The 12,957-nt window shown below is 42.5% G+C and carries 13 protein-coding genes and 2 pseudogenes; 2 read left to right on the forward strand and 13 right to left on the reverse strand.

Annotation, left to right across the window (positions count from 1 at the left end):
- Positions 1-95: 95 nt before the first annotated feature.
- The 8 genes from C400_RS0102335 to C400_RS0102370 all read right to left on the reverse strand — a co-directional run bounded on the left by C400_RS0102335 (position 96) and on the right by C400_RS0102370 (position 6,068).
- The gene (locus C400_RS0102335; RefSeq protein ID WP_017425863.1) at positions 96-419 is read right to left on the reverse strand and encodes a YtxH domain-containing protein; all 324 of its coding nucleotides are present in this window, start codon (positions 417-419) and stop codon (positions 96-98) included.
- Between the two features lie 97 nt (positions 420-516).
- Positions 517-1,164 carry a helix-turn-helix transcriptional regulator gene (locus C400_RS0102340; RefSeq protein WP_016819697.1) on the reverse strand — a complete coding sequence of 216 codons (648 nt, stop codon included), beginning with the start codon at positions 1,162-1,164 and terminating at the stop codon, positions 517-519.
- Between the two features lie 8 nt (positions 1,165-1,172).
- Complete coding sequence (locus C400_RS0102345; RefSeq protein WP_016819696.1) at positions 1,173-1,613, reverse strand: DUF86 domain-containing protein; 441 nt, start codon at positions 1,611-1,613, stop codon at positions 1,173-1,175.
- Between the two features lie 24 nt (positions 1,614-1,637).
- On the reverse strand, positions 1,638-1,925 hold the full coding sequence (locus tag C400_RS0102350) for a Dabb family protein (RefSeq protein ID WP_017425864.1): 288 nt from the start codon (positions 1,923-1,925) through the stop codon (positions 1,638-1,640).
- Positions 1,926-2,006: 81 nt separating this feature from the next.
- Positions 2,007-2,432 carry a phage holin family protein gene (locus tag C400_RS0102355; protein ID WP_017425865.1) on the reverse strand — a complete coding sequence of 142 codons (426 nt, stop codon included), beginning with the start codon at positions 2,430-2,432 and terminating at the stop codon, positions 2,007-2,009.
- A 333-nt stretch (positions 2,433-2,765) separates the two neighbouring features.
- On the reverse strand, positions 2,766-3,905 hold the full coding sequence (locus C400_RS0102360) for a polysaccharide deacetylase (protein WP_017425866.1): 1,140 nt from the start codon (positions 3,903-3,905) through the stop codon (positions 2,766-2,768).
- Positions 3,906-4,416: 511 nt separating this feature from the next.
- Positions 4,417-4,938 (reverse strand): hypothetical protein, encoded by a 522-nt coding sequence (locus tag C400_RS0102365; RefSeq protein WP_231124965.1) that lies wholly within the window; start codon positions 4,936-4,938, stop codon positions 4,417-4,419.
- A gap of 818 nt (positions 4,939-5,756) precedes the next feature.
- Positions 5,757-6,068, reverse strand: coding sequence for a hypothetical protein (locus C400_RS0102370; RefSeq protein WP_017425868.1), 312 nt, complete (start codon positions 6,066-6,068; stop codon positions 5,757-5,759).
- Between the two features lie 987 nt (positions 6,069-7,055).
- Here C400_RS0102370 and C400_RS0102380 point away from each other — a divergent pair.
- Positions 7,056-7,640: a helix-turn-helix domain-containing protein gene (locus C400_RS0102380; protein WP_013370447.1), complete on the forward strand. Its 585-nt coding sequence runs from the start codon at positions 7,056-7,058 to the stop codon at positions 7,638-7,640.
- Positions 7,641-7,839: 199 nt separating this feature from the next.
- Here the strand turns inward: C400_RS0102380 and C400_RS26535 are convergent.
- The 3 genes and pseudogenes from C400_RS26535 to C400_RS0102395 all read right to left on the reverse strand — a co-directional run.
- A pseudogene (locus C400_RS26535) lies at positions 7,840-8,007 on the reverse strand (FGGY-family carbohydrate kinase); the annotation flags it as partial.
- Between the two features lie 273 nt (positions 8,008-8,280).
- Entirely contained in the window at positions 8,281-9,366 is a 1,086-nt protein-coding gene (locus C400_RS0102390) for a GntR family transcriptional regulator (RefSeq protein WP_017425871.1), read from the reverse strand.
- Between the two features lie 191 nt (positions 9,367-9,557).
- Positions 9,558-10,708 (reverse strand): annotated as a pseudogene (locus C400_RS0102395) (sn-glycerol-1-phosphate dehydrogenase).
- Between the two features lie 167 nt (positions 10,709-10,875).
- Between C400_RS0102395 and C400_RS0102400 the strand changes: the two are divergent.
- Entirely contained in the window at positions 10,876-11,079 is a 204-nt protein-coding gene (locus C400_RS0102400) for a hypothetical protein (RefSeq protein WP_016819686.1), read from the forward strand.
- Positions 11,080-11,188: 109 nt separating this feature from the next.
- On the opposite strand, the gene fabV is transcribed toward C400_RS0102400, so the two are convergent.
- Positions 11,189-12,367, reverse strand: coding sequence for an enoyl-ACP reductase FabV (gene fabV, locus C400_RS0102405; protein WP_017425872.1), 1,179 nt, complete (start codon positions 12,365-12,367; stop codon positions 11,189-11,191).
- Positions 12,368-12,582: 215 nt separating this feature from the next.
- A complete protein-coding gene (locus tag C400_RS0102410; protein WP_017425873.1) occupies positions 12,583-12,939 on the reverse strand; it encodes a winged helix-turn-helix transcriptional regulator in 357 nt (118 codons plus the stop codon).
- Positions 12,940-12,957 lie beyond the last annotated feature (18 nt).

A 12,957-nucleotide genomic window follows, 5' to 3' on the forward strand; every position in this document is an offset into this window, starting at 1 on the left:
AAACGAGGAAGCGATCAACAAAAAGGCTTCACCCCAACGGGAGAAGCCACAAACTCAAGCTATAGCCAGTTGTTTCACCTACGACATACGGACAGTTACAAAGCATCCTCTTCCTTATTCTCTTGATCAGGCACGGATGAAATGCTAACCTCTGGAACAATATTACTCTTTTTACGCCATTGACCTATTTCGTGAATGACGGCTGAGGCTGTTTCCTTAATTTTGTCAGTATACTCCATGGAGGTGTCTGATATTTTCCCTACAAGCTCCTGCCCCTTGTCACTCACGTGACGTGCCTGGTCTGTAATATCCTGACGCAGCTCGCGACCTGACTTAGGAGCAAATAACAACGCAGCAACCGAACCAGCAATGCTGCCTGCCAACGCGCCACGGATAAAGCTTTTGTAGTTCTCCTTCATATTCATCTCTCCCTTGTGCCCGGGCGAATGCCCATCTGTTAATGCATTATAAGCATGGAGAGCCTGTCATGATACAGAGAACAAGCCAGAAAAATTTCTACTTATTTTTGGAGCGGATACGATACAAGCAGCAACGGCCTCCATCCGCCAAACAATCCTCACGGACAACCTCGGCATCAAGCAGCTCCTCAAACATTTGCTGTTCGCACTCACAAGCCTTACGGTAACGATTGGCAATCTGAGAGATAGGACAATTGTACTCCATAATAGAGTAACTTCCATCCTCTTCCTCACGCCACTCTGCCATATAACCTGAAGCGTTCTGGATGCCCGAAAGCTTTTCTACACGTGAAGCTAGTGTAGACTCACTCTCGATGTGAGGGGCGTAGCGCTTCATCATTTTACGTTTTCTACCATCAAACAACGAGTGAACAGCTTCCATTCCCTGCTCTTCATCCAGCTCCTCTAACAGTTCCAGTAACAGATGATCATAATTACGAGGAAACTGCTCGCTTCCCTGATCGCTCAGGCTGTACAAAAACGTCGGACGTCCCATCGCCTGTCTCAGGATCGTAGCCACAATCAGACCATCCTGCTCCATCAATTTGAGATGCCTGCGCACCCCCATTTCGGTAATGCCCAATTGAGCCGCCAAGCTTCCGACGCCCACAGGTCCCTGGGTTTTCAATAGTGTCAAGATCATGCGCCTAGTGGGCATTTCGGGTACGATATACTTATCCGTCACTTTTGCCTTTACACTCCCTCGGGCTGAGGACCCAATTCCTTATTTAAATAATCGTGCACGCTAGATACAAAAAGCTCCAGCAACCCAGGCAGCTTAGGTGTGAGTGGGTGAAGGCTTGTCCGGTCCCAATAAAAATACTCCTGTACTAAGGGTTTGCGCAAGGCTACCAGCTCTAATAGTGAATGAAATACGGTATCATCCAATACACCTTCCTCATGAATGATACCGATAATGTCCTCATAGCTACTGGCGTCACGCATAATAAAACCGTCGATGATATAGCTCCCTACGTCCGTTACCGTCTCAATGGCCAGATGAAGACACCGCTCCTGCACTAGCCCCTGCAACAGATCGCCTTTCCAGGCGGCGGATGTCTGGCGAAGGCCGTCGACAATGTCGGGAACAGCCCCTAGTCGAAGCTCAATTTGTTCCCGGTTGACATAATACAAAGTTCTGCACCTCCAGTAACCGCTTTAGATTTCATAATCAACTGCGATAGATACATCCTTCACTTCATTCATGTGTACAATAATTTCCTGATGAACAGGGTGTACCTGATACGTTTGCAAGTCTTCCAGTGTTTCTACCACAGCGGTAAGGGAAATATCATAAGAACGTTCCGAACGAATCACATCCGTACCTACTTCAAGTGACAGCAGCTCCTTGATCTTGCCAGTCATGCTGCGCAAAATAGATGCCGTATGTTCAATGCTTTCAGGGGAGCGGTCTTTCAATTTGAACAAAACAATATGTTTAATCATGCGTATAGGCTCCTTATCTTAAAAATGTTCTCTTGAAAATTTTATCATAACGCCCCACATACGGAAAGAAACTTTGTAATCTTAGCGATCTTTTCCACCATTTTTACCATCAGACTCCTTGTCCTTTAGTAGGGCAAAAAAATTCTTAAGCTTCGGTGGCAGCGGCAGACCCATTCGTGAACAGTTTTCCGTAACCGAGATCAATTCGTTGGATAAATAAAAATACGTTGCCGCCCCCTTCATGATTTCCGTACCCATCAGAAGATCCATATGATGCGCCAAAGAAATCACCATGAGCATTAAAGCCTTTCTCGCCAACCCCCAAAAGCCAGCTTTACTGCTTAACCCTTGTCCAGTCTTCACGGCAGCAGCGACTCCAGTTACATAATCAACAGCCATGGCAACCGTGAATAGCACCATAAGCTGATTCCAGCCGCCAAAGGCAAACGTAATAATGGCTCCTGCGGTGGCACAAATCATACTAAACATACTCGGATTAATATTCATACCTGCTCCTCCTCTCGGGGCGGTTATTGTAATATATGCAGCGACGTCGTCACCCGTAAAGTCATATGACCTGTGCATAGATATCAATTCATAGATTCATATAAAACAAGCTGTGAAATTCACCATTTCCGAGCAAATACAATAAAAGCACCTTCAAAGCCCCTATAAAGGAGCGATAAAGGTGCCTTACTTATTTTTTGAGGGAATATAACAATTGTGCATCTACTTTATCCATGACGCTTGGTTTCTGCTTATCGTTTATATAAAAAAACAGGCTACCCCCTCTCAAAAAATTGAAGTAGGGCAGCCTGCTTTCCTTTCAAGTTTATTCTATTAACGGTGATCGTTCCAAAAATTAAGCGGAGTCAGGTTATCATTCAACGGCTCGAACGAATATCCTTCTTTCTGCAAGGCCGCCATGATTTGTGGAAGCACCTTGATCGTAGATGGCTTATCATGCATAAGAACGACTGGTGTTCTGCCTTGCTTTTTCAATCTCTTAATATCACTGAGGACCGTCTGTACAAAATGCTCCGGATTTTTAGTATAACGCCAATCATTCGAATCTATGTTCCAGTCCCAAATATGATAGCCTGCACCCGTCAGTTGATCACGGTATGCTTTCTTCAAATAGGGTTTGCTGCCATAAGGTGTACGAATCAAAGAAGTGCGTTTCCCTGTGGCCTTAAATAAAATCTCATTATCCTGATTCATCTCTGCCAGTGCCGCTGCCGGGGATGCATAGATCTTTTTCACCTGGTGTGTCATCCCATGCAGGCCCAAACCATGCCCTGCGTCTACCATTCTCTTCATCACCGCGCTATGTTGACGAATTTCAGGTCCCAACATGAAGAACGTAGCCTTGGCATTATATTTGTCCAGAATATCCAGCAGCTGCGACGTGTGCGCCGTTGGACCATCATCAAAGCTCAAATAGATTGTACGGCTGGAAGGCTTGGCATTTTCCGTGCTGCCTGTATTGCTAGTTTTGCCTGGCTTAACAGCTGCATACTGTTTAATTTCTGCCGCAAATGTATTCAAGAACTGAGCATCAGACAAACTAGCGTTTGCATTCTGAATTCGATACACATTACTCGTAGGAATCGTAATAGTGAAGCCAAACGCATCGGTCAAAGTGCGGATTGGCACCATCGTACGTCCTCCACGTTCAAACACATCACCCTTGTTCAAATCCAGCGTAAAGCTGCGATTATGCCCAGTCAGCACCAATGTATTTCCATTGGCCGAAGTAGAAATGCCCATCTTTTGCCCCAGTGTCACGATAGGAACATACAACTTATCATTTTCCATTACGGGCTTAATTGTATTCGAATCTAGCAACACATCATTGACCCCAAGTAAAGGAGCCTTCGCTTGTGCACTCACTGTATTCGTATGTATACTACCCAGCAACCCCAAACAACAGATTGCCATCAAGCATACAGCCATCCATTTTACTTTTAAAAGCTTCATCATTACACCATCCTGTGCTGTATTTTATAATGTGCGGGAGCTATCTCTAGCTTGTCTATGAAGTTATACAGACATGACGATATAGACATGGCAATATAGACATTCACTCAACATATAGAACATAAACGCATCTCAACCGACTGAACCGGACGTCTTTTGGCCCCCTATACATATTAATAGATTACCAGACTATAGTAGGTAAATATAGTAAAACAATTTGAAAACAATCTCGCAATCCATCTTACCAAATAAGTTACAAAGTTGTGAATAAATCGACTGAGTTAAAAAGAATACAAGTGAGTAGTATATCCTTTTAATGGAATTAGGGGCCTATCGGATGAAAATGAAGGTAAAGTGCTTGGAGCAAAATAGCAGTGGTATCTGAGGGTATTGTATATCTAATAGAATATGGAGTGTCGTAGAGGAGTATCATTTAACCCGTTTACTTGGTACTAGGTATTGATATAAAGAATACCTTGAGAATTGTCGTCCTCAAGGTCTCTCCAGTTGCCTATTCTATTAATGATACTTCAAATCTCTTTGTAACTTCATCCAGATAATTGTCAAGAAATAAATTCTTATTTGTAAAGCCTAAATAATATTCATAGTCTCCCTCATCAATAGATGAATAATATTCCTGATGAAATAAAACATTGAAATGTTGTTTAAAATCTGAACCTTTTTTAATGACAATACATCTAAATAAATGATCAATGTCAATTGCTTTAATAATATCTTCCTTTTGCATTGCCGAAAACCACATTATTTTCGGCGGTGTCTGATTCGGTTCATTCCAATGAGGTATAGATTCCTTCCATGGCAACACCCACTCGGAATTCACAAAAACACATCTCTCTGAGATAAAATTCTGTGTATTCACATCAAATAAATTCATGTTCCTTTCGTAAAAGGAAAATAATACAATTGAATCCTTTTCAATGAATAACCTTATCAAGTCAGCAATATTCTCCGTTGACATATTATGCTTAATCACACCATAAGGCCGTTTAAGATTTATTTCCAAATTCATCATCCTATTCATCCGAAATAATAGTGATCCGATGTATTTTTACCTGTCCTAGGGTCAATATATTGAAATTGCATTGGAATATTTGGTCAGGATCATAGATTTGTTATCAGTCAAGAAGTAATAATAAAAAAGATCATAACACGAAACTATCTGGTGTACAGGCGTATTAGGGAAAAATTATACGAACACAAATAAAAGCACCTGAAATCACCATAAGGAATTTCAAGTGCTTTATAATTTTGTTTTAAGTTACTCGTATAGTCGTCCTTTGCAGCTTTGATAATGACATCATATACACGCGTTTTTCCTTATTATTTGGCATCAGGAAAATTATCCTTGATTGGTGGGGTAGAGTCCCAACTTATCAGTTTAATATGCTACTTAGCAAGTAATTCATTTGTATTGGAAAATTGAGTGTTAATAGTCCTTCCATCATTTTCAAAAACCCTTCCATCTTTTTTAATAATAAAGCCTTCTTGTTCAATAAATATAAAGTCAGCAGATCCATTTTTTCATTACATTTGAGAATTAATTAGCAGCTTCTTTACCGAATGTATTCTGAAGACCAATACAGGTATCTCTTATAATCCATGCTTGCACACAGTTAGTGTTATGGACCCAAATATTAGAGGTTAGTGATGTGATAAAGAGATATAATTATCAACCTCATACATGTGGTAGAGGCATATAAGAGGATCTTCATGCGGATCTTTCGTAGTATACCGCCCGATTCATTGGGCATTTGGTGGGGGTAAAAGTAAAGACCTTGAGAATGGTATATTTTCAAAGTCTTTCTCTTGCCCAAACTTTTTTAAATGCTGTTACTTACCATTCATATTCATTAGCCTTCTCTTCTCATCTAGCCATTCTTCTTCTCTTCTCACCCATTCTTCAGGGCTTAATTTTTCGTCCGTCCAGAACGTAGAAGAGTCTACAGCATTACCATCTTTATCGATTGCAATAACAGATGTCCTACTTTTACCAAAAACCAGATTGGGACAAATTTGGTGACCATCTTGGTTGTAAGTTAAACAATGAACACCTATATTTCCCTTACAACATTTTGAATCATGATTCTCTTCATTATCTTCATAGAAACAATTTGCCTCTAGAATAATATGTTTCCATCCCATAAGACTCCTCTTTAAACTTAATAAGCAGCATTTAATTCCCTAAGGTCGGTCTTGTAGTCGTGTTGATCATTCCAAGTCACTCAATTATACCGTTCTCAAATTACCATAAGCCCGGTAAGAACCATAAACTCAGGCAGACACATACTTTCTACCATTTGGGACACCATCTAGATACTCGAAATTCAGATTTGGATGGTCCGGATTCTCCTTGAAATTGCTTAAAAGCTGTATCCGCTTTTTTCTTGTATATTTTTTTTAGAATTTTATTATATGTTTGTTGAATTACCACTATTAATATTCCACACGTACCTATACTGTGCACCAAATACTAAGGTCGCTTACGAGGTGCGTTTGGAACTATCGACTGTCATGTTGTAAACCGTTGCCTGCTTGTGTAATAATTTAATACTGTCTTTCTTAAGTGCATTCCCGTCACTCTGAATAAGCAAGTCTCAACCTTGAAATTTTTAATAAACGTCCATCCCTTGTCCTATCCCCCCAAAACAGATGGCTATCGGTAGATTCAATCATCTGACCGCTCAAATGAATTTTGTAAATCTAATCCGCTTCGTAATTGAGCGTAGCCATAACCTCTTTATAAGCTATCTCGCCAGTCGTTTCATCCTTAGAGAGAACCTTAACTCCGATCTTAATTACATTTACCATACCATTACCTTTTTACAAATCATCTAGCTATATAACCTCCCTTTTTCTCGTCAAAAAAATTGCATGTTGGGCTGTAAAAACCCACTGTTCTCTCTGTACAACCTTACAATCATAAGAGAAGAACATATTACCTCCATTTCCATAAAAAATGTCACATTTTAATATATCGACACCTTAAACTTCCATTTTTATAGGCCAAATGGACCTTATTTTCCATAAACCGGTTAAGCCCATGGGATTAAAAGAAAATCAGGAGAAGAGTCACTTGCAAAGCCCCCTTCGGGTATAGTAGTATGTGTTTAAAAAAAAATCGGAGGGTATATGCCTAAACAACAAGACAAACATTCCATTCAGGCGTGGTCTCTGATCAATCGCAAATATTTGGGAAAAGGCGTGCGTGTCAAACGTTTTCGCAAACCAACACGCTGTCAAGTACGCAATCGCGTTCTGCTTGCCGTTTTGATGGCTAATGACATTAAACTGTCCCAACTTGCCGAGGAGCTTTCCATCTCCTCTCGCAGCGTCAGCGCGTGGGTATATGAAGGCCGTATTCCCGGCAACACTAATCTGGAAAAGACGTGTAACACACTTGGTTATCCACACCATATTCTATTTAATGAAGAGGTTGTCCGGCGTTCACCGCTTATTTGTCAACCATCGCCGTCCCGTTTTATGAAACGGACTGTAACTCGTTCTCCGGTTAAAAACCGGATTTTGGCGGGTTTGTGCATGGTACATGATATTTCGGTGACCGATGTCAGTCATTGGATTGGCGTTCACCCGGGTACATTTCGGAAATGGTTGCATCAGGGTACCGTTCCTTCACAAACCTTCCAGGATCAGGCGGAACAGTTTTTCCGTATTCCAAAATCCATTTTGTTTGCTGATGCCATGCTGAAAAAGTAACAATGTCCTTTAAAACGAAACGATTGAAACTTTCATGAAAGTCTTTGAAAGGAACGCATTACCATCTTTCATGCATAAGGCTTTCACATCATGTGATTTACAGAATATAAAAGCAAAAAAGCACAGTCTGCCGATTCTGGCGTACTGTGCTTTTTAGATAGCAAAATTTAAATGCTTCTTGCTTATAATTTGTAACTTCTTAGGAATGAGTGCTTGCCGCTTCAGTTGAACGTCCAGCTTCTGCCTTGGTGGCCTTCAGCCTTTTCATAACCGGGTTGCCCCCACATCCAAAGTAGTCGTGAAGACGGCTGTATTCCTCATAGAGCTTATTATAGATGTCCACGTTCTCAGGGATTGGCTTGAAGCTCCCATAGCCATGGCTGCCAGTTTGACCTCCCAAACGTCCTTATTTAATGTTTCTAACATACATAGGTCACTCTTCTTACTTTCATTTCTGGCACCACTCTCACCGCACACTTGTACGTACAACTAAATCAACCTTTTTTATATATCTTTTTGATAGATTTATGTACACATTTTCAAAATGTATAGAAAAACAGCCCCTTTTCTGCAATCCAGAAAACAGGCTGCTCCGTGTATCCAGTAACATACCATCAACTTAAAATTAACTAAATATTTCCTAAGCCGGCCCCGTGGATTCGCGTACAATTAACTCTGGGGGTATAATCCATTGACGCTCTTCTTCACGATATTCCTTTTCTTCAATCATCGATAGCATGGTATCGGCGGCACGTAACCCCAATTCTTCCTTGGGGTGCCGAATGGTTGTAAGTTTGACTTCCGTGGCTGTCGCCAAAAATGAATCATCAAACCCAACCAGTGACAGATCCTGGGGAATACTCAGGCCCGCCGAACGTACAATATCCAGCAGCCGCACCGCCAGTTCATCATTATAGGTCACCCATCCGGTCGGACGTTCCCCTGTCTTCATCGCCAACAGCTGCGATGCGCGTTGTAACGGAAGCTCATTTTTTTCTTCAGTCCGGTACGTAGTTACTGCGTTCGGATGTAACATCACTCCATATTTACGGTGAGCGGCTACAAATCCCTTCATCCGCAGAATTCCTTGCATATCATCGGTTTTGAAAAATCCGGCCAATCGCCGGTGCCCCAGCTTGATCAAATGCTCTGCCGCCAAAAAACCACCCTTTTCATCATCCAAACGCAAACAAGGTGCATCCATCTCCTCATAACGAGCATTGATCATTAAATAAGGGATTTGGCGATTCTCCACGGTTAAATAATAGTTCAAATTGGGATTACGTTCCCCGCTTTTGGTCGGCTCAATAATAATTCCGCTCAGTGGTTGACTCAGCAGCATTTCCAAGCACTGACGTTCTTGTTCAGGGTCATTGCCTGTGCTTGATAGCAGCAGCTTGTAGCCCTGCCGGCTTAGCTTGGATTCAATTCCCTGTACAATGGATGGAAAAATATAATCCGATATATAAGTTGTCACAACTCCAATCGTCCTTGGATTTTCAGGCTGCTTATGATCCCGTACCGCGACAAAGGTTCCTTTGCCCTGTATGCGAAGCAGCCAACCTTCCTGTACCAGCTCACCCAGCGCCTGACGCACCGTTTGCCGACTAACTGCAAATTGTTCAGACATTTCATGTTCAGAAGGAAGCTGGCTTTGCGGCTCCAGTCTAGATGAATGAATCCATGATAAAATCTCCTGTTTAACTTGTATATATTTGGGCGCCATAATGTCCTCCGTAATTGCCATATCATGTACCTATTCGTATTCCGATTATAGCATATCGTCCATTTGTACATACAAATGTAACAAGAGCAGGTTATTGTTGTATAGCTGCCGGAGGCGTAAACCCATTCACAAATCCCTTCCTCATGCTTAAACTGAGTATCTAAAGGACTCTAGTGTAGGTGTAACACACATTACGAACGAAGCAACTGGTGTTCATTCATATACTTGAGTCCGGTATAGCGATCACGCAAAGTATGTGCCGTGCGCAAAGCACGAGCAAGTTGTTCCTGTGTAACCCCCAGCTCAGCAATGGTAGACGGACCTCCCACCTGAGCTAGCCATGCACGCATCTGTTCCGATGTAGGCAAAGTCCGATATACTTCAAATGCCTCCACTTTCTGAGTGGCAGCCAATTCCCTATACATGTCAGACAGCAAAGCGGAGGCAACGCCCACCTTGGCACCATGCAAAACTTGCTTGCGCCCCTCTGCAATAAAATCCATTTCAATTCGGTGAGAAATATGATGTTCTCCCCCTGAGGCAGGACGGGAATGATCAATCATCAACATCGAAATACCGGATGCAATCAGCGCATTCATCAACACCTCGACCCCTGCCTTACTGCCGGCCGCGATCTCATCGACATGCTCTACACAAGCACGTAAAGCCTCCTCGGTAATTCGATTAGCTACAGGTGAATACGGCTCGTTTCCCAAATCTCTGGACACATGCCAGTCCGCTAATGAGGTAAACTTACCGAGCATATCGCCAAAACCCGCGGCAGTCATCACTTGAGGGGCACTTGCCAGTACGGACAAGTCAGCGAAGATCGCCTCAGGCGGAACGGCTTGGAACGTCTGCTTGCTGCCATCCACAATTAATGGGCCCCAGCTGAGGTAAAACCATCTACAGATGCAGCCGTTGGGACTGACAAGAACGGACGATTCATTTTATAGCACACAAAGCGAACCAGATCATGAATCGTACCTGACCCTACAGCAAGCACAGCCTGACTTTGATCCGCCACACCCAGCAAAACCTTCATGATATAAGTTTCATCAGCAATAACATCCCCTACCGCATTCGGAGGCAGCCGAACTACATCAACTGTCAAACCTGCTTCACGGATTAATTCAGCTACTTTCTTCCCTGCTGCCGCTGAAGTATGCTCATCCTCTACTAGAGTAACATGCTTATAATTCTGTTGATTCAAATAAGAAGCAATGGATTCAAGTGCTCCATCCCGTACCTCGATAAACAATTCAACCTTTCGGTGAGGATGATCAGTGTTACTAGCCTGCGCCTCTTCGTTCCACAGCTTAATCTGCTCATTCATATTCATTTCATCAGCCTCCTGAAAAAGGAATAATTTGTACAAGAATGATCCATACTAATAATAGATTCCGTTTGAAAACGATTACTATTTAATTGTACGCACAAATGTAGGTACAAGTCCAGAAAAAACGTACAAGTTACGATTCAATTCAACCATTCGAAAGGAACAATATTATGAAATTTGGAACAGATATTGCCTGTGCACTCGGGTTACTGGCAGGTACAACGTTTGGTAGTGGGGTTGCTTTTTTGTTCGGCTGGCAAGCTTATCGTGCACTGACTTCAGTCACGGTTTTTGGCATTGCAGGGATTATCATTACCATTGCCGTTTTTCGCTTGCTGCACCGAAAGTCGCTTTCTACGTCCAATTCTCAATGAATTCTGTTGAAAGCCAGACCATTTTAATTTGACTGCATACATAAAAAAACGGGCCTCACAAGCCATTTGCAGCTTGAGAGTACCCGTTTTTGGTTTAGCACATTTTCACCTAAGTTGTGTGAACTTCTGGATCAACGTCCAATTCATAATCAATTTCATCAAAACCGAATCCAAACAATTGAAGGAAATCCAGACGATATTGCTCAAGATCACCCAGTTCGGATACGTTTTCGGTAGTGATCTCAGACCAAGCCGCTTTAACAGCTTGCTGCACATCCTCTCTCATTTCCCAGTTGTCCAGACGAATGCGTCCTTCATCGTCTGTTTCCACAGTGGACCCACTGTATAATGCCTCGAACAGACGTTGCGCCTGCTCAATACAACCCTCGTGCAGTCCCTTTTCTTTCATGACCTTAAACAGTAAGGAAATATACAGAGGCACAACAGGTATAGCCGAACTGGATTGTGTAACCAAAGCTTTATTCACTGAAACGTAGGCCTTCCCACGATAACGCTCCAGTTGCTTTGTTAACGTATGTGCTGTGGCTTCCAAATCATTTTTAGCTTGGCCAATGGTTCCTTTACGATAAATAGCCTCCGTAATCTCAGGACCAATATACGAGTAAGCCAGTGTGGTTACCCCTTCAGCCAGCAGGTCGGCTTCTTCCAACGCTTTTAACCACAGGGACCAATCCTCGCCACCCATGACCGTGATGGTGTTATCAATCTCCTCCTGCGTTGCTGGTTCAAGCGTAATTTCCGACACAACACCTGTGTTCGTATTCACCGTTTTATTCGTAAACGGCTGTCCAATGGGCTTGAGAACGGAATTAAAGGTTTCTCCCGTATCAGGATGTGTCCGTCGCGGTGAGGCGACACTATATACAATCAGGTCTACCTTGCCCAGCTTTTCTTTGACCAGCTTCAACGTCTCCTGCTTAATTTCATGGGAAAAAGCATCTCCATTAATGCTCTCCGCTATGTAGCCAGCCGCTCTGGCTGCTCTTTCAAAGGCCACTGTATTGTACCAGCCTGCCGAAGCCGTGCGCCCCTCTGAAGCAGGACGTTCAAAGGATACTCCTACGGTGTCAGCTCCCATACCGAAGCTCGCAGCAATGCGGGAAGCCAGTCCATAACCTGTGGATGCTCCGATCACAAGTACCTTTTTAGCTCCTTGTAATCCCGTGCTGTCTTTGATGTAGTCGATTTGACGATTAACGTGAGCCGCACATCCTGCAGGATGCGCAGTCGTACATATGAAACCACGAATTTTCGGTTTAATAATCATTGCAAGGGTCCCCCTACTTTGGCATTCATTTAATATTGATGGAATGGTTGTCCAGTCATAACTATATTACAAATCAGCTTGCGGCTCAACATATAACATGGTCTTGAAGGTAAACGATCAAATACTATGACACAGATATCCCCGAACTGCGACTCTACGCCAAAAAGAAAATCGCCGTAAACATCATAGTCTACAGCGCTCTTTAACTCCAATATTCATTTGGACTTATTTTCTAGCAATATCACATCTTCTCCTTTCTCTTGTCTTATTTTGATATTAGTCCTTCCCCAGGTACACATTAAATCAATAATTTCATTTGCTGTAATTCCATATTCCGTTATATAGTACTCCACTTTTGGAGGCATTTGATTATACACATGTCTGCCTATGATCCCATCCTTCTCAAGTTCACGAAGTTGCTGTATAAGAACCTTTTGAGAAATGCCTGCAATACTACGCTGTAATTCACTGGTCCTCTTTCTACCAGACATTAATAAGCATATGATTAAGGATTTCCACTTACCTCCGATGATCTCCAGTGTTGCTTCTATGCCTAAATTATATTGTTTCATACGACCACCTCTTCAAGA

Source organism: Paenibacillus sp. ICGEB2008 (genome assembly GCF_000307675.1).
Lineage (GTDB): Bacteria > Bacillota > Bacilli > Paenibacillales > Paenibacillaceae > Paenibacillus > Paenibacillus polymyxa.

What these genes read in the sequence shown, in the direction of transcription:
- C400_RS0102335 (WP_017425863.1), bottom strand. Translation starts at nt 419, where the DNA reads ATGAAGGAGAACTACAAAAGCTTTATCCGTGGCGCGTTGGCAGGCAGC.
- C400_RS0102350 (WP_017425864.1), bottom strand. Translation starts at nt 1,925, where the DNA reads ATGATTAAACATATTGTTTTGTTCAAATTGAAAGACCGCTCCCCTGAA.
- C400_RS0102355 (WP_017425865.1), bottom strand. Translation starts at nt 2,432, where the DNA reads ATGAATATTAATCCGAGTATGTTTAGTATGATTTGTGCCACCGCAGGA.
- C400_RS0102360 (WP_017425866.1), bottom strand. Translation starts at nt 3,905, where the DNA reads ATGAAGCTTTTAAAAGTAAAATGGATGGCTGTATGCTTGATGGCAATC.
- C400_RS0102365 (WP_231124965.1), bottom strand. Translation starts at nt 4,938, where the DNA reads ATGATGAATTTGGAAATAAATCTTAAACGGCCTTATGGTGTGATTAAG.
- C400_RS0102370 (WP_017425868.1), bottom strand. Translation starts at nt 6,068, where the DNA reads ATGGGATGGAAACATATTATTCTAGAGGCAAATTGTTTCTATGAAGAT.
- C400_RS0102380 (WP_013370447.1), top strand. Translation starts at nt 7,056, where the DNA reads ATGCCTAAACAACAAGACAAACATTCCATTCAGGCGTGGTCTCTGATC.
- C400_RS0102390 (WP_017425871.1), bottom strand. Translation starts at nt 9,366, where the DNA reads ATGGCGCCCAAATATATACAAGTTAAACAGGAGATTTTATCATGGATT.
- C400_RS0102400 (WP_016819686.1), top strand. Translation starts at nt 10,876, where the DNA reads ATGAAATTTGGAACAGATATTGCCTGTGCACTCGGGTTACTGGCAGGT.
- fabV (WP_017425872.1), bottom strand. Translation starts at nt 12,367, where the DNA reads ATGATTATTAAACCGAAAATTCGTGGTTTCATATGTACGACTGCGCAT.
- C400_RS0102410 (WP_017425873.1), bottom strand. Translation starts at nt 12,939, where the DNA reads ATGAAACAATATAATTTAGGCATAGAAGCAACACTGGAGATCATCGGA.